The sequence below is a fragment of the Novosphingobium capsulatum NBRC 12533 genome, assembly GCF_001598375.1.
GTDB classification, from domain to species: Bacteria; Pseudomonadota; Alphaproteobacteria; order Sphingomonadales; family Sphingomonadaceae; genus Novosphingobium; species Novosphingobium capsulatum.
In genome coordinates, this window is the sequence record NZ_BCYV01000004.1 from 59,942 (window position 1) to 82,117 (window position 22,176).

Genomic DNA, 22,176 nt, shown 5'->3' on the forward strand with positions numbered 1-22,176 from the left:
GCACATGGCCATTCTGCATTCCGCACCGCGCTATGCCCCCTTCGACGGGGTGAAAGACACGCTCGCCACCGCGCTGGGTGACCTGGTGATCGAAGCCAAGGAAGAGCACGGCGAAATCGTCCTGCTGGTGGTGCGCGAGCGCATCCAGGACGTGCTGCGCACCCTGCGTGACGAGCACGAATACCAGCAGCTGATGGAAATCGCCGGGGCAGACTATCCGCAGCGGCTCGACCGTTTCGAAGTGGTCTATTGCCTCCTCTCGCTGACCCGCAACCATCGCCTGATCGTGAAGGTGCGGACCGACGAGGCGACCCCGGTTCCCACCGCCACCACGCTGTGGCCGGTGGCTGGCTGGCTGGAACGCGAAGTCTATGACATGTATGGCGTGCTGTTCGCGGGCAACCCCGATCTGCGCCGCATCCTCACCGACTATGGCTTCCAGGGGCACCCGTTCCGCAAGGACTTCCCGCTGACCGGCTATGTCGAGCTGCGCTATTCCGAGGAAGACCAGCGCGTGGTCTATGAGCCCGTGCGCCTGGCCCAGGACCTGCGCCAGTTCGACTTCATGAGCCCGTGGGAAGGCGCCGACTACGTGCTGCCCGGTGACGAGAAGGCAGCGCAAGCGGCCGCGCCTGCACCGGTGGCCACGCCCAAGGACACGCCGACGCCGGCGCATACCGGCGCTGGCGCGGCGGCCAACAAGGAAGCGACCAAGCCCTCGGGAGACAAGGCATGAGCTTCTCGCTCGAACAGTCGCCCACCACGGGTGACGAGGTCATCACCAACTACACGATCAACTTCGGCCCGCAGCACCCGGCTGCGCACGGTGTGCTGCGCATGGTGATGGAGCTGGACGGCGAAATCATCGAGCGGATCGATCCGCACGTCGGCCTGCTGCATCGCGGCACGGAAAAGCTGATCGAGCACAAGACCTATCTCCAGGCGCTGCCGTATTTCGACCGCCTGGACTACTGCTCGCCACTGGCGATGGAGCACTCCTACGTGCTCGCGGTGGAAAAGCTGCTCAACATCGCCGTGCCGCTGCGCGCGCAGTATCTGCGCGTACTGTTTGCCGAGCTGACCCGCATCTGCAACCACATGCTCAACATCGGTTCGCACGTCATGGACGTGGGGGCGATGACGCCGAACCTGTGGCTGTTCGAAATCCGCGAGGATTGTCTCACGTTCTTCGAACGCGCATCGGGCGCGCGTATGCACTCGGCCTGGTTCCGCCCCGGTGGCGTGCATCAGGACGTGCCGCTCAAGCTGTTGACCGATATGGCCGACTGGCTCGACACGCGCCTGCCGCAGCTGTTCGACGACGCGATGAGCCTGGTGGTCGACAACCGCATCTTCAAGCAGCGCAACGTCGATATCGCCGTTGTGAGCAAGGACGATGCGGTGCGCTGGGGCTTCTCCGGCCCGATGATCCGCGGTTCGGGCATCCCCTGGGATATCCGCAAGGCGCAGCCCTATGACGTCTATGACCGCATGGAATTCGATATTCCGGTGGGCACGCGGGGCGATTGCTATGACCGCATGATGGTGCGCGTGGAAGAAGTGCGCCAGTCGGCCCGGATCATGAAGCAGTGCCTGGCGCAGATGCCCGAAGGCCCGGTGCACAGCGATGACCGCAAGGTGATGCCGCCCAAGCGCGCCGAGATGAAGAGCTCGATGGAAAGCCTGATCCATCACTTCAAGCTCTACACCGAAGGGTTCCACGTGCCGGCCGGCGAAGTCTATGTCGCCACCGAAAGCCCCAAGGGCGAATTCGGCGTGTACCTGGTCTCTGACGGCACCAACAAGCCCTATCGCTGCAAGATCCGCCCGACCGCGTTCTCGCATCTCCAGGCGATGGACTTCATGTCCAAGGGCCACATGCTGCCCGACGCGACCGCCATCCTGGGCGCGATCGACGTGGTGTTCGGGGAGTGCGACCGGTGAGCCGCGCGCAGATCGATCAGGTTTCGATCCTCGCCTGCCTGACTGGGCTGGTCCTCGCCGTGGCCTGGTTCATTGCCCTGGGCGTGACCGGCAAGGCGCCGGAAAGCCTGGCCATGCTGGCAAGCGCGGTGGGCGGTTTCGAACTGTTCCATTTTGGCCAGGGGCTGTGGTTCAACCGCGCCCGCCGGCGCAGGGGGCTTTGACATGGCTGGTTTGACCCAGATCGCCACGGCCATGATCGCGGCCTACAACGCCCAGGATGCCGACACTTACGTCAGCTACATGACCGACGATGCCTGCGAAGCGGGCTATCGCGGCGCCGTGGTGCGCGACGGCAAGGAAGGCACCCGCCAGGGCCTCAAGAAGATGTTTGCCGAGTTTCCGGAAAACCGCGCCGAGGTGATCGGGGCGAACGAGCTGGGCAATTATGTGGTGTTTCACGAGCGCGTCTGGCGCTCTGCCGCTGCCGAGCCGTTTGACGTGATTGCCGTCTACAGCTTCGTCGATGGCAAGTGCGCACGCGTGGAGTTCATTCGCTAATGGCTGATCGTCATCCCGAACCCGATAGCCCCGCGCTGCGTGCGCGCTGGGGCAGCTTTGCCTGGACGCCCGAGAACGCGACCAAGGCCAAGGAAATCATCGCGCGCTATCCCGCCGGGCGCCAGCGTTCTGCGGTGATGCCGCTGCTCGACCTGGCGCAGCGCCAGGTTGGCGCCGAAGAGAACACGCAGGGCTGGCTGCCGCTGCCGGTGATGGAATACGTCGCCGCGCAGCTCGACATGCCGATCATCCGCGTGCTCGAAGTGGCCACCTTCTACACGATGTACAACATCGCGCCGATCGGCCGGTTCCACGTGCAGGTCTGCGGCACCACGCCGTGCATGCTGCGCGGGTCTGACGACATCCTCGCCTCCTGCAAGGCCAAGGGCATGAAGAAGGGCCACACCACTGCTGATGGTCTGTTCACGCTGACCGAAGTGGAATGCATGGGCAACTGCTCGTCGGCGCCGATGGTGCAGATCAACGACGACAACTATGAAGACCTGACGGCCGAGCGGATCGAGCATATCCTCGACGAACTCGCTGCCGGGCGCCAGCCCAAGACCGGCACGCAAGAGCCGGGCCGCCACACCGTGGAACCGGTGGGTGGGCCGACCTCGCTGACGGCGATGGTTTCCGAAAACCACGATTATCGAGGGGAGTGGTAAGCCATGGCCCTTGCCGACAAGGATCGCATCTTCACCAATCTCTACGGCTATCAGCCGTGGAACCTGGCTGCCGCCCAGGCGCGCGGCGATTGGGACAACACCAAGGACCTGATCGCGCGCGGCCGTGACGCGATCATCCAGGAAATGAAGGACTCCGGCCTGCGTGGCCGTGGCGGTGCGGGCTTCCCCACCGGCATGAAGTGGTCGTTCATGCCCAAGGAATCCAAGGATGGCCGCCCCAGCTTTCTGGTGATCAACGCCGACGAATCCGAACCGGGTTCGTGCAAGGACCGCGAAATCATCCGCCACGATCCGCACAAGCTGATCGAAGGCGCGCTGGTCGCCGGTTTCGCGATGGGCGCACGCGCGGCCTATATCTACATTCGCGGTGAATATATCCGCGAAGCCGAAACGCTGTTTGCCGCCGTGGCCGAAGCCTATGACGCTGGTCTGCTCGGCAAGAACGCTGCCGGTTCGGGCTATGATTTCGACGTCTTCGTCCATCGCGGCGCGGGTGCCTACATCTGCGGCGAAGAAACCGCGATGATCGAATCGCTCGAAGGCAAGAAGGGCCAGCCCCGCCTCAAGCCGCCGTTCCCGGCCGGCGCCGGCCTCTATGGCTGCCCGACCACGGTGAACAACGTGGAATCGATCGCGGTTGCCCCCACCATCCTGCGCCGTGGCGCGGCATGGTTCTCCAGCTTTGGCCGGGAGAACAACAAGGGCACCAAGCTGTTCCAGATCAGCGGGCACGTCGACAAGCCCTGCGTGGTCGAGGAAGAGATGTCGATCCCGTTCCGCGAGCTGATCGAGAAGCATTGCGGTGGCATTCGCGGCGGTTGGGACAACCTGCTCGCCGTGATCCCGGGTGGTTCGTCGGTGCCGCTGGTGCCGGCGGCCGAGATCATGGATGCGCCGATGGACTTTGACGGCCTGCGCGCACTCGGCTCTGGCCTGGGCACCGCAGCGATCATCGTCATGGACAAGTCTACCGACATCGTTCGCGCGATCAGCCGCCTTTCGTACTTCTACAAGCACGAAAGCTGCGGCCAGTGCACACCCTGCCGCGAAGGCACCGGCTGGATGTGGCGCGTGATGGAGCGCCTGCGCACCGGCGATGCCGACGTGGAAGAGATCGACATGCTCTTCAACGTGACCAAGCAGGTCGAAGGCCACACCATCTGCGCCCTGGGTGACGCGGCCGCCTGGCCGATCCAGGGCCTGATTCGCCACTTCCGCCCCGAAATCGAACGTCGCATCGCCGCGCGCGCCGACGTTCGGGAGGCAGCAGAATAATGCCCAAGGTCAAAGTAGACGGCGTCGAACTCGAAGTTCCGGCCGGGGCCACCGTGCTCCAGGCCTGCGAACTCGCCGGCAAGGAAATCCCCCGCTTCTGCTATCACGAGCGGCTGAGCATTGCCGGCAACTGCCGCATGTGCCTGGTCGAAGTGAAGCCTGGGCCGCCCAAGCCGCAGGCGTCGTGCGCGCTTCCGGCCAGCGAAGGCCAGGAAATCCGCACCGACAGCGAAATGGTCAAGAAGGCGCGGGAAGGGGTGATGGAGTTCCTCCTCATCAACCACCCGCTCGATTGCCCGATCTGTGACCAGGGCGGCGAATGCGACCTGCAGGACCAGTCGGTGGCCTATGGCCGTGGCGGCTCACGCTATCACGAGCACAAGCGTGCCGTGACCGAGAAGTACATGGGCCCGCTCATCAAGACGACGATGACGCGCTGCATCCACTGCACCCGCTGCGTGCGGTTCTCGGAAGAGATCGCCGGCGTGGACGAAATCGGCGCGCTCTATCGCGGCGAAACCATGCAGATCAGCACCTATCTGGAAAAGGCCGCCAAGCACGAGCTTTCGGCCAATGTGATCGACCTGTGCCCGGTCGGCGCGCTGACCAGCAAGCCCTATGCGTTCGAAGCGCGCCCGTGGGAGTTGAAGAAGACGCTGTCGATCGACGTGTCTGACGCGATCGGCGCCAACATCCGCCTCGACAGCCGTGGCCGCGAAGTGCTGCGCATCCTGCCGCGCGTCAACGATGACGTGAACGAGGAATGGCTGGCCGATCGTGGGCGCTTCATGGTCGACGGCCTGACCCGCCGCCGCCTGGATCGTCCGTGGCTGCGCCGTGATGGCAAGCTGGTTGCCGCAACCTGGGCCGAAGCCTTTGCCGCGGTTGCCTCGATCAACCCCGGCCCGTCGGTTGCGGTGGTTGCCGGTGACCTGGTCGATTGCGAAACGATGTTCGCGGCCAAGTCCCTGGCCAGCGCGCTCGGTTCCTCGCTGCTCGAAGGGCGGCAGACCGGCATGGCGTACACCACGTCGAGCCTGGCGGCCGTGGCGTTCAACTCGACCCTGGCCGGCATCGAGGACGCTGATGCGATCCTGATCGTGGGCAGCCAGGTCCGCAACGAAGCGCCGCTGCTCAATCCGCGCCTGCGCAAGGCCGTGAAGCGCGGCGCCAAGGTCTTCGTGATCGGGCCGGTGTGGGATACCACGTTCCCCGCCACGTTCCTGGGCGACGATGCCGTCACGCTGGCCAACCTGCCGGCCGAAGTGGCCGACGCGTTTGGCGCGGCAAACAAGCCGGCGATCATCATCGGCGGTGCGGGCCTGGCCAAGGGCGCGCTGGAAGCGGGCCTGGGCTTTGCCGCGCGCTTCAACCTGGTGCGCGATGGCTGGAACGGCTTCAACGTGCTGCACATGGCAGCCGCGCGCATGGGCGGCCTGATGCTGGGCTATGCCCAGCCGGGCGGCTTGGCTGATCTGGTGGCGGCCAAGCCCAAGATGGTCATTTCGCTGGGTGCGGACGAGGTCGACTGGACCAAGTTTGCCGACAGCATGATCGTCCACATCGGCCATCACGGCGACAAGGCGGCCCATGCCGCCGACGTGATCCTGCCTGCCGCTGCGTTCAGCGAAAAGGACGGCACTTACGTCAACACCGAAGGCCGCGTGCAGTTTGCCGAACGCGCCGTGTTCGCCCCGGGCGAAGCGCGCGAAGATTGGACGATCATGCGCGCGCTGGCCGATGCCTTTGGCGTCAATGTCGGGTTCGACAGCTTTGAACAGCTGCGCGCGGCGATGATCGCGGCGGTGCCGGCACTGGGCGTCGAAGGTCTGGCCGATTACGGCGCGCTTCCCACGGCTCCGGCCAGCGCGGATTGCACCGGGACGATCGCCTATCCGATCGCCGATCCCTATCTGACCAACGCCATCGGCCGCGCCAGCCCCACGCTGCAGCGCTGCTCGAGCGAACTGCTCCACGGTGAACTTCAGGCGGAGGCCGCGGAATGACTGCGTTCTTTCAAGGCCTTGGCCTGCCCTTCGCGGCGGCCTGGACCATTTCCACGATCTGCGGAATCCTGCTGATCGCGCTGCCGGTGATGCTGGCGGTGGCCATGGTCATCTATGTCGACCGCAAGGTCTGGGCATCGATGGCGCTGCGCCGTGGCCCCAACGTGGTTGGCCCGTTCGGGATTCTTCAGTCGTTTGCCGACGGCCTGAAGGTGTTCCTGCAGGAAACCATCATTCCTTCGGCGGCGAACAAGGGCCTGTTCCTGATCGCGCCGATCATCACTTTCACGGTGGCGCTGCTGGCCTGGGCGGTGATCCCGTTCAATTCGGGCGCGATCCTGGCCGATATCAACGTCGGCCTGCTCTATATCCTCGCGATCTCGTCGCTGGGGGTTTACGGCATCGTCATCGCGGGCTGGTCGTCCAACTCGAAGTACCCGTTCTTCTCGGCGATGCGCGCATCGGCCCAGATGATCAGCTACGAAGTCTCGATCGGCTTCATCCTGGTCTGCGTGGTGTTGTGGGCCAACTCGTTCAATCTTAACGATATCGTCAAGGCGCAGCACGGCTTCGGCTTTGGCTTCATCAACGGTTTCTGGTGCAGCCCGCTGCTGTTCCCGATGTGGGTGATGTTCCTAATCTCCAGCATGGCCGAAACCCAGCGCGCACCGTTCGACCTGACCGAAGCGGAAAGCGAACTCGTCGCCGGCTATCAGACCGAATATTCGTCGATGGCCTTCGCCCTGTTCTGGCTGGGTGAATACGGCAACGTGCTGTTGATGTGCGCGCTCAACGCCACGCTGTTCTGGGGCGGTTACCTGCCGCCGGTGGAACTGGCGATCCTCTACCTGATCCCTGGTTGGATCTGGCTGATCCTCAAGATCGCTTTCGGCTTCTTCGTATTCAGCTGGGTCAAGGCGACGGTGCCCCGTTACCGTTATGACCAACTGATGCGCCTTGGCTGGAAGATCTTCCTGCCCGTCTCGCTGCTGTTCGTGTTCCTCGTCAGCGGCTACCTCATGGCTACCGGACACTTCGCATGACTGTCGGACAGCTCGTCAAGAGCTTCACCCTCTGGGAGTTCGTGAAAGCGCACTGGCTGACCCTGAAGTATTTCTTCAGGCCCAAGGCGACCGTGAACTACCCGTTCGAGAAGAACCCGATCTCGCCGCGCTTCCGTGGTGAACACGCCCTGCGCCGTTATCCCAACGGCGAGGAACGCTGCATCGCGTGCAAGCTGTGCGAAGCGGTGTGCCCGGCGCAGGCGATCACGATCGAGGCGCAACCGCGCGAGGACGGCAGCCGCCGCACCACGCGGTATGATATCGACATGACCAAGTGCATCTTCTGCGGCTTTTGCCAGGAAGCATGCCCGGTCGATGCCATCGTCGAGGGGCCCAACTTCGAATACGCGACCGAAACGCGCGAAGAACTGCTCTACGACAAGGCCAAGCTTCTGGCGAACGGGGACAAGTGGGAGCGGGCGATTGCCGCGAACCTTGAAGCCGATGCACCGTACCGGTAAGGGGCGCGCGTCATGATCCAGGCAATTGCCTTTTATCTCTTTGCCACGCTTACGATCTTTTCGGGCGCGGTGACCATTCTCGCCCGCAATCCGGTGCACTCGGTGCTCTGGCTGATCCTGGCGTTCTTCAACGCTGCTGGCCTCATGATCCTGATCGGCGCCGAGTTCATCGCGATGCTGCTGGTGATCGTCTATGTCGGCGCGGTGGCGGTGCTGTTCCTGTTCGTCGTCATGATGCTCGACATCGACTTCGCGCAGCTGCGGGCCGGCTTCATCAAGAACTTCCCGCTCGGCTTTGCCCTGGCCTTCGTGTTCCTGGCCGAACTGGTCATGGGCGTGGGCGCCTACAAGGCCGGTGGCCTGGTGCTGGGTACGCCTGACGCGGCGACTGCACCGGTGGCGGGGCTGTCCAACACGGCGGCCATCGGAGCGCTGCTCTATTCGCGCTATCTCTTCCTGTTCGAAACCGCCGGCATTATCCTGCTGGTGGCCATGATCGGCGCTATCGTGCTGACCCATCGCCAGCGTGGCGATGTGCGCGGCCAGAAGCCGAGCAGCCAGATCTCGCGCCGTCCGGAAGAGGCGACCATCAATCTTCAGCCGGAAGTCGGGAAGGGGGTAACGCTCTGATGATCGGCATCGAACATTATGTCTTCGTCAGCGCGATCCTGTTCGTGCTCGGCGTGCTGGGGATTTTCCTCAACCGCAAGAACGTCATCATTCTGCTGATGTCGATCGAGCTGATCCTGCTGTCGGTGAACCTCAACCTGGTCGCTTTCAGCGTCTTCCTGCATGATCTGGTCGGCCAGATCTTCGCGATGTTCGTGCTCACGGTGGCAGCGGGCGAAGCGGCGATCGGTCTTGCCATTCTTGTCATCTACTTCCGTGGCCGCGGCACGATTGCCGTCGACGACGTCAACCGGATGAAGGGCTGAACCCATGTCGTCCATCAACGTCATCGTCTTCCTGCCGCTTCTGGCAGCGATCGTTGCCGGCCTTGGCAACAAGAAACTGGGCCTGATCCCGTCGAAGGTGATCACCACCGGCGCGCTGTTCTTTTCCTGCGCGCTGTCGTGGCCGATCTTCCTCTCGTTCCTGGGCGGCCATGCCGAAGCGAGCGTTACGCCGGTGCTGCACTGGGTGAAGTCGGGCGATCTCGATTTCCTCTGGGCGCTGCGCGTCGATACGCTCACCGCGATCATGCTGGTGGTGATCACCACCGTCTCGTTCCTGGTGCACCTCTATTCCTGGGGGTACATGAGCGAGGAACCCGATCAGCCGCGCTTCTTCGCCTATCTGTCGCTGTTCACCTTTGCCATGTTGATGCTGGTGACGGCCGACAACCTGGTGCAGATGTTCTTCGGCTGGGAAGGCGTGGGCCTGGCCTCGTACCTCCTGATCGGCTTCTGGTTCCGCAAGCCCAGCGCCAATGCCGCCGCGATGAAGGCCTTCGTGGTCAACCGCGTGGGCGACCTTGGCTTCATGATGGGCATCTTTGCGACGTTCCTGGTGTTCCACACCGTGTCGATCCCACAGATCCTGCACGATGCGCCAGCCGTCCTTTCGGGCTCGACCATCGGTTTCCTGGGCTATCGCCTCGATACCGCCACGGTGATCTGCATCCTGCTGTTCATCGGCGCGATGGGCAAGTCGGCGCAGCTCGGCCTGCACACCTGGTTGCCTGACGCCATGGAAGGCCCGACCCCGGTGTCAGCGCTGATCCACGCGGCCACCATGGTCACCGCCGGCGTGTTCATGGTTTGCCGCCTGTCGCCGCTGTTCGAACTGAGCCCGACGGCGACCAGCTTCGTCACCTTCATCGGCGCGATGACCTGCTTCTTTGCCGCCACGATCGGCACGACGCAGACCGACATCAAGCGCGTGATCGCCTATTCGACCTGCTCGCAGCTCGGCTACATGTTCTTTGCCGCCGGCGTTGGCGCCTATGGCGCGGCGATGTTCCACCTGTTCACGCACGCCTTCTTCAAGGCGCTGCTGTTCCTGGGTGCCGGCTCGGTGATCCATGCCATGCACCACGAACAGGACATGCGTTACTACGGTGGCCTGCGGAAGAAGATCCCGCTGACCTTCTTCGCCATGATGGCCGGCACGCTGGCCATTACAGGGGTCGGTGCATTCGAGATCGGTTTCGCCGGTTTCTTCTCGAAGGATGCGATCATCGAGGCCGCCTGGGCCAAGGGCACCGAACTCGGGCACTTTGCCTTCTTCATGGGCGTGTTCGCTGCGCTGCTCACCAGCTTCTATTCGTGGCGCCTGGTCTACCTGACTTTCTTCGGCAAGCCGCGCTGGGAGCAGTCGGAGCACATCCAGCACGCCGTGCACGATGCGCATGGCCACGACGATCATGGGCATGATCATGCACACGCGCATGGCCATGATCATCACCACCATGACGAACACAGCGATGGCACGGCGGGCTATCACCCGCACGAAAGCCCGCTGGTCATGCTGGTGCCGCTGGTCGTGCTGTCGCTCGGCGCCATCTTCGCAGGTTGGGTTTTCGCACACGCGTTCATCAGCGAAGGTACGGGTGAATTCTGGAAGGGCGCGCTGGTCTACAGCGAGCACCTGATCCACGCCGCGCACCATGTGCCGACCTGGGTGAAGTGGTCGCCGTTCGCGGTGATGGTCACTGGCTTCCTGATCGCGACGTATGCCTATGTCGTGAACCCGGCGTTCCCGGCGGCTTTCGTGAACCAGTTCGGCTTCCTCTATCGCTTCCTGCTCAACAAGTGGTACTTCGACGAACTCTATCACTTCATCTTCGTGCGCCCCGCGCTGTGGCTCGGCCGCGTGTTCTGGAAGGTGGGTGATATCGGGATCATCGATCGCTTTGGCCCGAACGGCGCCGCCTGGCTGGTGGCGCAGGGCAGCCGCGGGGCGGTCAAGCTCCAGTCCGGATATCTCTACAGCTATGCGCTGGTCATGCTCGTCGGTCTCGTCGGCGCGATCAGCTGGGTGATCGCACAATGACCGGCTTTCCGATCCTTTCGCTCATGCTGCTGGTGCCGCTCGTCGGCGCCGGCCTGGTCCTCAAGGCCAACCGCGAGCAGGCCCGCCTGATCGCGCTGATCGCCACGCTCATCGATTTCGTCCTGGGCGTTGTCCTGTGGATGCACTTCGATGTGGGCGGCGCACAGTGGCAGTTCCAGGAGCGGGCCGCGCTCTTCTCCGGCTTTGAATGGAAGCTGGGCATCGATGGCATCGCCCTGCTGCTGATCGCACTGACCGTGTTCCTCATGCCGATCTGCATCGGCGCCAGCTGGAACTCGATCGAGAAGCGCGCCGGTGAATACTACGCGGCGTTCCTGCTGATGGAGACGCTGATGATCGGCGTCTTCACCGCGCAGGATCTGTTCCTGTTCTACATCATGTTCGAAGCCGGCCTGATCCCGATGTATCTGATCATCGGCATCTGGGGCGGGGCGGATCGCATCTACGCCAGCTACAAGTTCTTCCTCTACACGCTGCTCGGCTCGGTGCTGATGCTGATCGCGATGTTCTGGATGGTCAACGTGGCGGGCACCAGCGACATCCCGACGCTGATGGCCTACAACTTCCCGGTCCATGCGCAGACTTGGCTGTGGCTTGCGTTCTTTGCCAGCTTTGCGGTGAAGATGCCGATGTGGCCGGTGCACACCTGGCTGCCCGACGCGCACGTGCAGGCACCCACCGCCGGCTCGGTGATCCTGGCGGGCGTGTTGCTCAAGATGGGTGGCTACGGCTTCATCCGCTTCTCGCTGCCGATGTTCCCCGAAGCCTCGGCGCAGTTCGCGCCGCTGGTGTGGGGCCTGTCGATGGCGGCCGTGGTGATCACCTCGCTGATCGCGCTGGTCCAGCAGGACATCAAGAAGCTGATCGCCTATTCCTCGGTCGCGCACATGGCGATCGTGACCATCGGCCTCTTCGCGTTCAACACGCAGGGTCTTGAAGGCTCGATGCTGATCATGCTGAGCCACGGCCTGGTGGCCGGCGCGCTGTTCCTGGGCGTGGGCGTGATCTATGATCGCCTGCACACCCGTGAAATCACGCGCTATGGCGGTCTTGCCATAAACATGCCGTACTACGCGCTGTTCATGCTGCTGTTCACCATGGCCTCGATCGGCCTGCCGGGCACCAGCGGGTTCGTGGGTGAATTCCTCTCGCTGATGGGCGTTTATGCCGAAAGCAGCTGGGTGGCGCTGGTGTGCACCACCGGGATCATCCTGGGTGCGGCCTATATGCTCTACCTCTATCGCCGCGTGATCTTTGGTGACCAGAAGAACGCCGACGCTGCCGCCATGCTCGATCTCGACAAGCGCGAGTGGGCAATGATGGTGCCGCTGGCCGCCGTGGTGCTGTGGATGGGCGTCTATCCGGAAAGCTTCCTGGCGCCGATGCGCAAGGATATCGCCGCGCTTGAAGCGCGCGTGGCCCCGGCCAAGCCCAAGGGCGACGCGCAACTGAAACTCGGGGTGGCCCAGCCGGTTGGTGCCGCTGCCCATGAAGAAGCCGCGCACGGGGAGGCGCACTGATGGAACTGCTTCGCTCTCTCCAGATCACCCTGGCCGAGGAAGTGCTCAGCATTTCCGGCCTGATCCTGCTGCTGGTGGCGGCCTGGGCCGGTGACAAGGCTGCGCGCCTGATCTCGATCCTGTCGGTTGCGGTCCTGACCGTCTGCGCCCTGATCGCCGCGCCCGCGCTGTGCGGATCGGCGATGGGCCCGGCGGTGACCGCTTTCGCCGGCCAGTATCATGCCGATGCCTTTGCCGCCTTTGCCAAGCTGCTGATCTATGCCGGTGCCGGCGTGACGCTGATCGTGGCGCCCGCGTTCTTCGAACGCGTGCGCGGCATGCGCGCGGAATTTCCGCTGCTGGTGCTGTTTGCCGCGCTGGGCATGGGGATCATGGTGTCGGCCGGCGATCTTCTCGCGCTGTATATCGGTCTCGAACTCAACAGCCTTGCTTCGTATGTGCTGGCTTCCATGCTGCGCAGCGACGAACGCTCGGCAGAATCGGGCCTCAAGTACTTCGTGCTGGGCTCGCTCGCCTCGGGCATCCTGCTCTATGGCGTCAGCCTGACCTATGGCTTCACCGGCACGACCAGCTTTGAAGGCATTCGCCTGGCGCTCAGCCATGGCCTGTCCACCGGCGCCACTTTTGGCGTGGTCTTCGTTCTGGCTGGCCTGGCGTTCAAGATCAGCGCTGCGCCGTTCCACATGTGGACGCCCGACGTTTATGAAGGCGCGCCGACCCCGGTGACGACCTTCTTTGCCACGGCGCCCAAGGTCGCTGCGCTCACGCTGCTGATGCGTGTCAGCCTCGAAGCATTCGGCACCCAGGTCCACGCCTGGCAGCAGATCGTGATCTTTGCCGCGCTGCTGTCGATCGTGATCGGTGCGCTGGGCGCGATCGGGCAAAACAACATCAAGCGCCTGATGGCCTATTCGTCGATCAACAACGTCGGCTTCATGCTGATCGGCCTGGCCTGTGCCAACCAGCCGGGCGCGGCCGCGATGCTGGTTTACCTGGCGATCTACGTGGCGATGTCGGTGGCGGGCTTTGTCGCCGTGCTGATGCTCAAGGACGCCGATGGCGAGCCGGTGGAAGCGATTTCCGACATGGCCGGCCTGTCCAAGACGCGCCCGGGCCTGGCCGCAGCGCTGGCTGCAGTCATGTTCAGCCTGGCGGGCATTCCGCCGCTGTTCGGTTTCTGGGGCAAGTTCGTGGTGTTCCAGGCGGCCGTTCAGGCCAACCTGCTGGCGCTGGCCGCGATTGGTATCGCTGCCTCGGTGATCGGCGCGTTCTACTACCTCAAGGTCGTCAAGGTGCTCTACTTTGACGAGGCGACCGACAAGGTGACGGGCAAGAGCGAACTGGCCCATACCGTGTTGCTGGTGGTGGCCACGCTGTTCATCTCGCCGCTGGGCTACCTGCTGACCAACTGGCTGCACGTGCTTGCCGGCAATGCGGCAGCCGCGCTGTTCCACGTGGCCTGAGCCGCTCTTGCTCGAATACGTAAAAGAAATCCCCTCCACCAACGCGGCCCTTGTGGCGCGCGCTGGTGGGGGGGATTGCCTTTTGGAGGGGCACTGGCTGATCGCCGATCGGCAGAGCGCCGGGCGCGGCCGATCGGGCCGGGTGTGGAGCGATGGCTTTGGCAACTTCATGGGCTCTACCGCCGTGCAACTGGCGTCCCATGAAACCGCGCCGCAGACATTGGCGCTGGTTGCCGGCCTGGCGCTGTGGGATGCCGTTTCCAGCATGGCGCCGGGGCTACCCGGACTGTACCTGAAATGGCCCAACGATCTGCTGGTGGGCCAGGCCAAGCTGGCGGGTATCCTGCTGGAACGGGTGGGCCAGACCGTGGTGGTCGGCATCGGCGTGAACCTCGCCGCCGCGCCCGATGTGCCGGGGCGGCAGACCGTTTCCCTTGCGGCATTGGGCCACGCTATTGCGCGTGATGCCTTTGCCGCGGCCCTGGCAAGCGCCTGGGCCGCGCGGCTTGGCGCCTGGCATGCCGGGCAATGGCCTATCTTGCGCAGCGCCTGGGAAGAGCGGGCGGTGCCGCGTGGCACGCTGGTTTCCGTCAACGATCGCGACCATGGCATGATCATGGGTGCCTTTGCCGGCATCGATGCCGATGGCGTGGCCCAGTTGCGCCTGGCCGATGGCCGCACCCTTGCGATTCATGCCGGCGATGTCGATCTGGTGGGTGATCCCACGCCACCAGCGGCCCAAGGAGATGCGTAATGCTGCTGGCGGTTGATGTCGGCAATACCAACGTGGTGTTTGCCCTGTTCGAGGATCGCACGATCCGCGCGCGCTGGCGCGTGGCCACCGATCCGCGCCGCACGGCCGACGAATACGCCGTGTGGCTGCTGCAACTGATGCAGATCCAGGGCTTTGCCCGCGATGCCGTGCGCCAGATCGTGATTTCCACGGTGGTGCCGCGCGCGCTGCACAACCTGCAGGTTCTGGCCGACAAGTATTTCGGCCTGGAAGCGCTGGTGGCGGGGCAGGGCCTGGCCGAATGGGGCTTTGTCGCCGATGTGGACGAGCCACGCTCGCTCGGCGCGGATCGCGCGCTGAACGTGATTGCCGGCCATGCCGCCCATCCCGGGCAGCACCTGATCATCATCGATTTCGGTACGGCGACGACGTTCGACTGGGTAGACCCACAAGGCACCTACAAGGGCGGGATCATTGCGCCGGGGATCAACCTCTCGCTCGACGCGCTGGTGAGTGCGGCGGCGAAATTGCCGCGCATCGCCATTTCCGTGCCGCGCCAGGGCGAAAGCGTGATAGGGCGCAACACCGAAGACCAGATGCACATCGGCGTGTTCTGGGGCTATGTTGCCATGATGGAAGGCCTGATCGCCCGGATGCGCGCCGAAATCGGCCAACCGGCCAAGGTGATTGCCACGGGCGGGCTGGCCGTATTGTTTGACCGCCACACGCGGATTTTTGACCATGTCGACCCCGACCTGACGTTGGACGGCATGGCCTTGCTTGCAGAGCGCGCCATCGCGGCCGCCCAGAACAGGACACAAGAGTGAAGCCCGGAAAGGAATTGCTGTTTCTCGCCCTTGGAGGTTCGGGCGAGATCGGGATGAACGTCAACCTTTATGGGTGTGACGGCAAGTGGTTGATGGTCGACCTGGGCATGACCTTTGCCGATCCCTGGTACCCCGGCGTCGAACTCGTCTTTGCCGATCTGGAATTCATCGAAGCGCGCAAGAAGGACCTGCTCGGCATTGTCCTGACCCATGCGCACGAGGATCATATCGGCGCGGTGCCCTATTTCGCGCAGGAACTGGGCGTGCCGCTCTATGCCACGCCGTTTACCGCGCGCCTGGTGAATGAAAAGCTGGTGGAAGCCGGCATCGAGAACAGCGTCGAACTGAACGTGATCCAGAACGAGGGCAGCCTCTCGCTCGGCGCGTTCGACATCCGCTATGTGCCGCTGGCGCACTCGATCGCCGAAGGCAATGCCCTGGTGATCGACACGCCCTATGGCCGCGTGTTCCACACCGGTGACTGGAAGCTGGACGACGAGCCGCGCGTGGGCACGCCCGCCACCGAGGAAGAACTGACCGCCATCGGTGACGAAGGCGTGCTGGCGCTGGTGTGCGATTCCACCAACGTGTTCAATCCCAAGCCGTCCGGCTCGGAAGGTGCGGTGCGGGCCGGGCTGCTCGAAACCATTGCCGAGCTCAAGGGCCGGCGCGTGGTGGTGACGACCTTTGCCTCCAACGTGGCGCGCTTGCAGACCCTGGCCGAAGTGGCCGAGGCCACCGGGCGGCAGCTGTGCGTGGCCGGGCGCTCGCTCGATCGCATCATCAAGGTGTCGCAGGCATCGGGCTATCTGCTCGATTTTCCCGATCCTATCAGCATGGACGCGGCGATGGACCTGCCGCGCGGCGAAGTGCTGATCCTGGCCACTGGCGGACAGGGTGAGGCGCGCGCCGCGCTTGCCCGTATCGCTGGTGGCCAGCATCCGATCTCGCTGGAAGCGGGCGATGCGGTGGTGTTTTCCAGCCGCCAGATTCCCGGCAACGAACTGGCCATCGGCCGCGTGCAGAACGCGCTGGTGGAAAAGGGCGTGCGCCTGATCACCGACAAGCAATCGATGATCCACGTTTCGGGTCACCCTGGTCGGCCGGAACTGGTGGCGCTGTATGATTGGCTGCGCCCCAAGATCCTGGTGCCGGTGCATGGCGAAATCCGCCACATGGCCGAGCAGGCCGCGCTGGGCAAGGCCGAGGGCATTCCCAAGACCATCCTGCAGAAGAACGGCGATCTGGTGCGCCTGGCCCCCAATGGGCCGGTCAAGATCAGCACCGAACGCAATGGCCGCCTGGTGCTGGATGGCGATATCATCGCCCCGGCCGATGGCGAGGCGATGGCCGCGCGGCGCAAGCTGGGCAACAATGGCCTGGTCAGCGTGGCCCTTGCGGTGACAGCCGAAGGCAAGCAGGCCTCTGGTGTGGACATCGGCTGCATTGGCGTGCCCCTGGAAGAGGACATGGAGCCGTTCCTGGAAGAGGCGCGCGAGGACGTGTCAAAGGCGCTGAAAGCCCTCAAGGGCGACCGCAAGCGCGACCGCGTGGCCGTTGCCGAATGCGTGCGGCTTGCGGTAAGACGCACGGCGCAGCGCTGGTCGGGCAAGAAGCCGGTGGTGCAGGTGCTGCTGCGCGAACGTTGAGCCGGCAACAGCCGCACGGCGCAAGAGGGAGAGAACGATGCGTTTTGGCTCGATGCTGGCGGTCTATGCCCTGATCTGGGTGCTGTCTGCCTTTGCCGTGCTGCCCTTTGGCCTGCGCACCCCGCACGATGCCGGGGTGAACCCCACGGTGGGCCATGCCACCAGCGCGCCGGTGAATTTCCGGCCGCGCATGGTGGCTTGGCGTGCCACGCTGGTTTCGGCGGTGGTCTTTGCCCTGCTCTACGCCAATTTCCGCAACGGTTGGATAACGGCGTCAGACCTCGACATTTCGCCGTTGATCGGCCTTTGACCTACCACAGGATGCCGCCTTCGGGCTGAACCACTGGAACGGGCGGCAGGCCCAGGCTTTCATTGCAATCGGATTCGATCGTGGCGCACATCGCCGTGAGCGGGGCGTCGTGGATCGTGTTGGCGAACGGATTGACCAGGTCATCGCCGATCTGCAGCGCGGCGAGGAACATGAAGCCGGCCAAGGCGGAGCCAAGCGGCGTCGCCGGCCCCAGCGTTTCCACCAGGCCAATCGGCAGCAGCACGCAGAACAGGCGCGTGAAGAACGTGGGAAAACTGCGGTATTGCGCGGGCAGCGGGGTGTTGCGCAGACGCTCCATGGCGCCTTGGGCGTTGCTGATATCGACCATGATCGCCTCGATCCGGCTCAACTGCACGGTATCGATCCAGCCCTGACGCAGCGCGGAGGCCAGGCGCATGCCGTTGCCTTCGAGCAGGCCATTGGCCGGGTTGCGCCGCGCCAGTTCGGGAATCTCCGCCTCTCCCAGCACGCGCTGCGCGCTTTCAGCCGGGTCTTGCCCGCGCAACTGGTGGCGCAGCACGTGGACATAGGCGATGTGGCGGCGCACCACGTCATGGCGCAAGGCCTGGCCGGCCGCGTGATCGGGCAGGGCGGCACCCACCGCGCGCGCCAGGCTGCGCGAGGCGTTGGTCATCGCGCCCCACACGATGCGGCCTTCCCACCAGCGGGCATAGGCCGAATTGACGCGAAACCCCAGCAGCAGTGCCAGCCCGGTGCCGAAGATCGTCAAGGGCAGCGCCGGGGCGGGGAAGGGCGTGAAATAATAGAAGACGGTTACCGCCACATCCCACACGAACAGGGCGAGCAGCGTGTTCCACGCCGCCACGAACGTCATGCGGATACGCGGGGTCTTGCCAACGATCATGCCTGTTTGAACCTTTGATCAGGGGCGCGGCGCCGGGTCATCGGGGCGATCCATGCCCAGCCAGGCCCGGCGCAGCGCGATGCAGCCGATAATACCGATCACCTTGGCAAGCGCCAGTTGCAGTGTCTGCCCTTCTTCGTTGATCGCCAGCCAGGCCAGCACGGCCATGGCCAGCACGGCGCAGTGCACCGGCAGCGCCTCGATATCGTTCCAGCGCAGGGGCGCTTCGGCGCCATACGCGGCGGCAGGTGCGGCGTTGCGAAAGGGGAATGCAAAGGCCATCGACAGGTTCCCGTGTCTCATCGGCGGTACCACCATGGCACGCCATCGCCCTTTCATTTTGCGACGCGCCAGGGAAATGGGAATGCCCATGGCCGGCAACCGTGGCTTGCAGATTTTGAAAACATCAGGTGGAACAGAGAATTACGTCGCAAATCCGGCAGCGGGCAACGATTTCAAACAGTTCTGCAACCTTGGGCATATTGCGGCGCAACACCGGCATCCTATCCTCGGTTAATGGCAGATCGTTATTCCGAACTGGTTTCATTCGTCCGCGTGGCCGAGGCGGGTAGCTTGTCGCAGGCGGCAGTGCGCCTGGGCCTGTCGCTGCCGGTCGTTAGCCGCCGCCTGGCCCAATTGGAGGCGCGCCTGGGCGTGGCGCTGGTCCGCCGCAACAGCCGCCACCTTTCGCTGACCGAGGAAGGCGAAATCTTCTATCGCCAGGCCGGGCAGGCCCTGGCCGACATGGAACGGGCCGAAACCGTGATCCGCACGCGTGCCTTTGGCCCCGCTGGCACGCTGAAAGTGGCAACGACCCTGGCCTTTGGCCGCCGCCGCCTGGGCGAGTTGTTGCAGCGCTTTGCCCGTGCCCATGCCGACGTGACCGTGCATCTCGACAGCGTGCCGGCGCTGGCCAACCCGGTGGAGAGCGGGCACGACCTGGTGATCAGCTTTGCGCCGCCGCCGCTGTCTTCGCTGATCTGCCGCCGCCTGGGCAGCAACCCGCGCGTGCTGTGTGCCGCGCCGTCGTATCTGGAGCGGCGCGGGCGGCCGCAGGCGGTGGAAGACCTGGCGCATCACGAGCACGTGGTGGTGCTGGACGAAGCCGGCGCCGTGCTGCGCGAGGGCCTGCCCGAGGGGCTGGCGCTGCCGGCGGGCCTGGCCACCAACGATGCCGACGTGGCGCGCGCCTGGGCGCTGGATGGCGCAGGCGTGGCGCTGCATTCGCTGTGGGAAGTGGCCGAAGACCTGGAGAGCGGCGCGCTGGAGGCGGTGCTGCCCGATCTGGAACTGCCGGCGCTGCCGGTGGTGGCGCTGTTTGAGCCGCGCCAGGGGCAGACACCGCGCCTGCGCCGCTGCCTGCAATTCCTGGCGCATCAGGTGCCGGCTTTGGCGTGATGGGAGGAGCATCGACGTACCCCCCTCCGTCAGCCCTGCGGGCTGACACCTCCCCCACGGGTGGGGGAGGATTTGGATGGTTACACGCCTTCCAGGGCGTAGCCGGCGGAGCGCACGGTGCGCACCGGGTCAGCCGCGCCGGGCAGGGCGATCGCCTGGCGCAGGCGGCGGATGTGCACGTCAACCGTGCGCAGTTCGATGTCGCTGCCGCTGCCCCACACCGCATCGAGCAGTTGCCCGCGCGAAAACACGCGGCCGGGATGCTCCATGAAATGCTTGAGCAGGCGGAATTCGGTGGGGCCGATCTTGATCGTCTGGCCGCGCCGGGTGACGCGGTGCGCGGTGGGATCGAGGCTCATGTCGCCCACGGTAATGGTTTCGCCGGCCAGCGCCGGGCGCACGCGGCGCAGCACGGCGCCAACGCGGGCGATGAGTTCGCGCGGCGAAAACGGCTTGGTGACGTAGTCATCAGCGCCGGTTTCCAGGCCGCGCACGCGATCATCCTCGTCGCTGCGCGCGGTGAGCATGATGATCGGCACATGGGCCGTGGCCTTGTTGCGGCGCAGGCGGCGGCACACCTCGATCCCGCTGGTGCCACCGATCATCCAATCGAGCAGCACGAGATCGGGCGTGTCTTCGGCGGCCAGGAGCAGGGCTTCATCGCCATCGTCGGTGCTGCGCACGTCATAGCCTTCGCCGCGGAAGCGATATTCCACGAGTTCGGCCAGCGCGGTATCGTCTTCGACGAGAAGCAGCTTGGGAGCAGACACGCATTACCTCCGGGATGAACCTTGACCGTAACCTTGCGAAAGCACGACAATTGTTACGTGGCCATGACGAATGGCGTGGGAATAATGCGGCCGCCGCGATCACGCTGGCGGAATGACGTCTTCCCGTTCGGGCAGATAGGTGCCCGTGGCGGCATAGTGGACGATTTCGGCAATATTGGTGGCCTGGTCGCCGATCCGCTCGATATTGCGGGCCACGAACATCAGCTGGGCGACGCTGCTGATCGTGGCGGGGTTTTCCACCATGTACGACACGAAATTGCGGAACACGCTGTCATAGATCGCATCGACCTTGGCATCGCGGCGCACGATTTCGGCGGCGGCCACGGCATCGCGCGCGGCATAGGCGGTGAGCACGTCGTGCACCATGTCGCTGGCCAGCTCGTTCATGATCGGCAGCAGGGTCAGCGGTTCGAAGCGCTTGCGCCCCTCGATATGGCCCACGCGCTTGGCGATGTTCTTGGCATAGTCGCCAATCCGCTCGATCACGCCGGCGATCTTGAGCGCGGCGATCACTTCGCGCAGGTCGTCGGCCATCGGTGCGCGCAGGGCGAGCACGCGGATGGCGAGGCGATCAACCTCGCCTTCCAGCTGGTCGATGCGCTTGTCGCGCGCGATCACGCTGGTGGCCAGCTCCTCGTTGCCGCCGACCAGGGCGTCCATCGCCTCGGTAATGGAAAGTTCGGCCAGGCCGCCCATTTCCGCCACCAGGCCGCGCAGGCGGGTGATGTCTTCGTCGAATGCCTTGACGGTATGTTCAGCCACGTCTCGTATCCTTACCCGTAACGCCCGGTGATATAGTCCTTGGTGCGCTCTTCCCGTGGATTGGTGAAGATGTCCGAGGTCGTGCCATATTCCACGATCTTGCCCATATGGAAGAACGCGGTGCGCTGCGAGACGCGGGCGGCCTGCTGCATGGAGTGGGTGACGATCACGATGGCATAGCGGCCACGCAATTCGTCGATCAGTTCCTCGATCCGCGCGGTGGCGATGGGATCGAGCGCGGAGCACGGCTCGTCCATCAGGATCACTTCGGGATCGACGGCAATGGCGCGGGCGATGCACAGGCGCTGTTGCTGGCCGCCCGAGAGCGCGGTGCCGCTGTCGGTGAGCCGATCCTTGACTTCGTCCCACAGGCCGGCGCGCTGGAGCGAGGTTTCGACGATGCCGTCCAACTCGCTCTTGCTGGTCGTTAGCCCGTGGATGCGCGGGCCATAGGCGATGTTTTCATAGATCGACTTGGGAAACGGGTTGGGCTTTTGAAAGACCATGCCAACGCGCGCGCGCAGCTGCACCACGTCCATGCCCGAGCGGTAGATATCCTGCCCATCGATCAGGATTTCGCCTTCGACCCGGGCATTGGCGATCGTGTCGTTCATGCGATTCAACGAACGCAGGAACGTGGACTTGCCACAGCCCGAGGGGCCGATAAACGCGGTGACATAGTCGTTGGGCACGTCGATCGAGACATCGTCGATCGCGCGCTTGGCGCCATAGAACACCGAAACGTTGCGCGCGCTGATCTTGGCCGGGCCATCGTCGGGCAAGCTGGTGATCTGCGCCGCGGCTTCGGCAGGGGCGTCGGTGAGGGGCAGGGGGGCGTTCATG

General features: G+C 64.4%; 25 protein-coding genes. 20 read left to right on the top strand and 5 right to left on the bottom strand.

What is annotated here, in order from left to right; genetic code table 11:
- Positions 1-4: 4 nt before the first annotated feature.
- Genes SCA01S_RS01265 through SCA01S_RS01350 form a run of 18 tightly spaced genes read left to right on the top strand, consistent with a single transcriptional unit; the run spans position 5 to position 17,496 of the window.
- Positions 5-736, top strand: a complete 732-nt coding sequence (locus SCA01S_RS01265; RefSeq protein ID WP_062782113.1) for an NADH-quinone oxidoreductase subunit C — start codon at positions 5-7, stop codon at positions 734-736.
- Positions 733-1,944 (top strand): NADH-quinone oxidoreductase subunit D, encoded by a 1,212-nt coding sequence (locus tag SCA01S_RS01270; RefSeq protein ID WP_022676301.1) that lies wholly within the window; start codon positions 733-735, stop codon positions 1,942-1,944. The genes SCA01S_RS01265 and SCA01S_RS01270 overlap by 4 nt, the downstream gene beginning before the upstream one ends.
- The gene (locus SCA01S_RS01275; RefSeq protein ID WP_022676300.1) at positions 1,941-2,147 is read left to right on the top strand and encodes a hypothetical protein; all 207 of its coding nucleotides are present in this window, start codon (positions 1,941-1,943) and stop codon (positions 2,145-2,147) included. Before SCA01S_RS01270 ends, SCA01S_RS01275 begins: the two co-directional genes overlap by 4 nt.
- 1 nt (position 2,148) lies before the next feature.
- Positions 2,149-2,484: a nuclear transport factor 2 family protein gene (locus SCA01S_RS01280; protein WP_062782116.1), complete on the top strand. Its 336-nt coding sequence runs from the start codon at positions 2,149-2,151 to the stop codon at positions 2,482-2,484.
- Entirely contained in the window at positions 2,484-3,152 is a 669-nt protein-coding gene (locus tag SCA01S_RS01285) for a complex I 24 kDa subunit family protein (RefSeq protein ID WP_062782119.1), read from the top strand. Before SCA01S_RS01280 ends, SCA01S_RS01285 begins: the two co-directional genes overlap by 1 nt.
- A 3-nt stretch (positions 3,153-3,155) precedes the next feature.
- Positions 3,156-4,448 carry an NADH-quinone oxidoreductase subunit NuoF gene (gene nuoF, locus SCA01S_RS01290; RefSeq protein WP_062782122.1) on the top strand — a complete coding sequence of 431 codons (1,293 nt, stop codon included), beginning with the start codon at positions 3,156-3,158 and terminating at the stop codon, positions 4,446-4,448.
- Positions 4,448-6,454 (top strand): NADH-quinone oxidoreductase subunit NuoG, encoded by a 2,007-nt coding sequence (gene nuoG / locus SCA01S_RS01295; RefSeq protein ID WP_062782125.1) that lies wholly within the window; start codon positions 4,448-4,450, stop codon positions 6,452-6,454. Before nuoF ends, nuoG begins: the two co-directional genes overlap by 1 nt.
- Positions 6,451-7,497, top strand: coding sequence for an NADH-quinone oxidoreductase subunit NuoH (nuoH, locus tag SCA01S_RS01300; protein WP_062782128.1), 1,047 nt, complete (start codon positions 6,451-6,453; stop codon positions 7,495-7,497). The genes nuoG and nuoH overlap by 4 nt, the downstream gene beginning before the upstream one ends.
- The gene (gene nuoI, locus SCA01S_RS01305) at positions 7,494-7,979 is read left to right on the top strand and encodes an NADH-quinone oxidoreductase subunit NuoI (protein ID WP_022676294.1); all 486 of its coding nucleotides are present in this window, start codon (positions 7,494-7,496) and stop codon (positions 7,977-7,979) included. Before nuoH ends, nuoI begins: the two co-directional genes overlap by 4 nt.
- A 12-nt stretch (positions 7,980-7,991) precedes the next feature.
- A complete protein-coding gene (locus SCA01S_RS01310) occupies positions 7,992-8,609 on the top strand; it encodes an NADH-quinone oxidoreductase subunit J (protein WP_022676293.1) in 618 nt (205 codons plus the stop codon).
- Positions 8,609-8,914, top strand: coding sequence for an NADH-quinone oxidoreductase subunit NuoK (nuoK, locus tag SCA01S_RS01315; RefSeq protein WP_022676292.1), 306 nt, complete (start codon positions 8,609-8,611; stop codon positions 8,912-8,914). The genes SCA01S_RS01310 and nuoK overlap by 1 nt, the downstream gene beginning before the upstream one ends.
- Before the next feature lie 4 nt (positions 8,915-8,918).
- Positions 8,919-10,973 (top strand): NADH-quinone oxidoreductase subunit L, encoded by a 2,055-nt coding sequence (nuoL, locus tag SCA01S_RS01320; protein WP_062782131.1) that lies wholly within the window; start codon positions 8,919-8,921, stop codon positions 10,971-10,973.
- Positions 10,970-12,514 carry an NADH-quinone oxidoreductase subunit M gene (locus SCA01S_RS01325; protein WP_022676290.1) on the top strand — a complete coding sequence of 515 codons (1,545 nt, stop codon included), beginning with the start codon at positions 10,970-10,972 and terminating at the stop codon, positions 12,512-12,514. The genes nuoL and SCA01S_RS01325 overlap by 4 nt, the downstream gene beginning before the upstream one ends.
- Positions 12,514-13,977: an NADH-quinone oxidoreductase subunit NuoN gene (gene nuoN / locus SCA01S_RS01330; protein ID WP_062782134.1), complete on the top strand. Its 1,464-nt coding sequence runs from the start codon at positions 12,514-12,516 to the stop codon at positions 13,975-13,977. Before SCA01S_RS01325 ends, nuoN begins: the two co-directional genes overlap by 1 nt.
- Positions 13,946-14,731: a biotin--[acetyl-CoA-carboxylase] ligase gene (locus SCA01S_RS01335; protein ID WP_062782137.1), complete on the top strand. Its 786-nt coding sequence runs from the start codon at positions 13,946-13,948 to the stop codon at positions 14,729-14,731. Before nuoN ends, SCA01S_RS01335 begins: the two co-directional genes overlap by 32 nt.
- On the top strand, positions 14,731-15,537 hold the full coding sequence (locus tag SCA01S_RS01340; protein ID WP_022676287.1) for a type III pantothenate kinase: 807 nt from the start codon (positions 14,731-14,733) through the stop codon (positions 15,535-15,537). The genes SCA01S_RS01335 and SCA01S_RS01340 overlap by 1 nt, the downstream gene beginning before the upstream one ends.
- A 53-nt stretch (positions 15,538-15,590) precedes the next feature.
- Positions 15,591-17,186 carry a ribonuclease J gene (locus tag SCA01S_RS01345; protein WP_412103063.1) on the top strand — a complete coding sequence of 532 codons (1,596 nt, stop codon included), beginning with the start codon at positions 15,591-15,593 and terminating at the stop codon, positions 17,184-17,186.
- A 37-nt stretch (positions 17,187-17,223) separates the two neighbouring features.
- Positions 17,224-17,496, top strand: a complete 273-nt coding sequence (locus SCA01S_RS01350) for a DUF1467 family protein (protein ID WP_062782143.1) — start codon at positions 17,224-17,226, stop codon at positions 17,494-17,496.
- A gap of 1 nt (position 17,497) precedes the next feature.
- Here the strand turns inward: SCA01S_RS01350 and SCA01S_RS01355 are convergent, their stop codons facing one another.
- Entirely contained in the window at positions 17,498-18,382 is an 885-nt protein-coding gene (locus SCA01S_RS01355) for a bestrophin family protein (protein ID WP_062782146.1), read from the bottom strand.
- Between the two features lie 18 nt (positions 18,383-18,400).
- Positions 18,401-18,664 carry a hypothetical protein gene (locus SCA01S_RS01360; RefSeq protein ID WP_022676283.1) on the bottom strand — a complete coding sequence of 88 codons (264 nt, stop codon included), beginning with the start codon at positions 18,662-18,664 and terminating at the stop codon, positions 18,401-18,403.
- Positions 18,665-18,752: 88 nt separating this feature from the next.
- On the opposite strand from SCA01S_RS01360, the gene SCA01S_RS22040 reads away from it, so the two are divergent.
- Both SCA01S_RS22040 and SCA01S_RS01365 read left to right on the top strand, forming a co-directional pair.
- A complete protein-coding gene (locus tag SCA01S_RS22040) occupies positions 18,753-18,899 on the top strand; it encodes a hypothetical protein (RefSeq protein ID WP_157088826.1) in 147 nt (48 codons plus the stop codon).
- Positions 18,899-19,780, top strand: coding sequence for a LysR family transcriptional regulator (locus tag SCA01S_RS01365; RefSeq protein ID WP_062782149.1), 882 nt, complete (start codon positions 18,899-18,901; stop codon positions 19,778-19,780). The genes SCA01S_RS22040 and SCA01S_RS01365 overlap by 1 nt, the downstream gene beginning before the upstream one ends.
- Before the next feature lie 80 nt (positions 19,781-19,860).
- Here SCA01S_RS01365 and phoB read toward each other — a convergent pair whose 3' ends face one another.
- The 3 genes from phoB to pstB form a co-directional block, all read right to left on the bottom strand.
- Positions 19,861-20,550 (bottom strand): phosphate regulon transcriptional regulator PhoB, encoded by a 690-nt coding sequence (gene phoB, locus SCA01S_RS01370; RefSeq protein ID WP_022676280.1) that lies wholly within the window; start codon positions 20,548-20,550, stop codon positions 19,861-19,863.
- A 99-nt stretch (positions 20,551-20,649) separates the two neighbouring features.
- On the bottom strand, positions 20,650-21,333 hold the full coding sequence (phoU, locus tag SCA01S_RS01375; RefSeq protein WP_022676279.1) for a phosphate signaling complex protein PhoU: 684 nt from the start codon (positions 21,331-21,333) through the stop codon (positions 20,650-20,652).
- Positions 21,334-21,344: 11 nt separating this feature from the next.
- Positions 21,345-22,175, bottom strand: coding sequence for a phosphate ABC transporter ATP-binding protein PstB (gene pstB, locus SCA01S_RS01380; protein ID WP_062782152.1), 831 nt, complete (start codon positions 22,173-22,175; stop codon positions 21,345-21,347).
- Position 22,176: the final 1 nt, after the last annotated feature.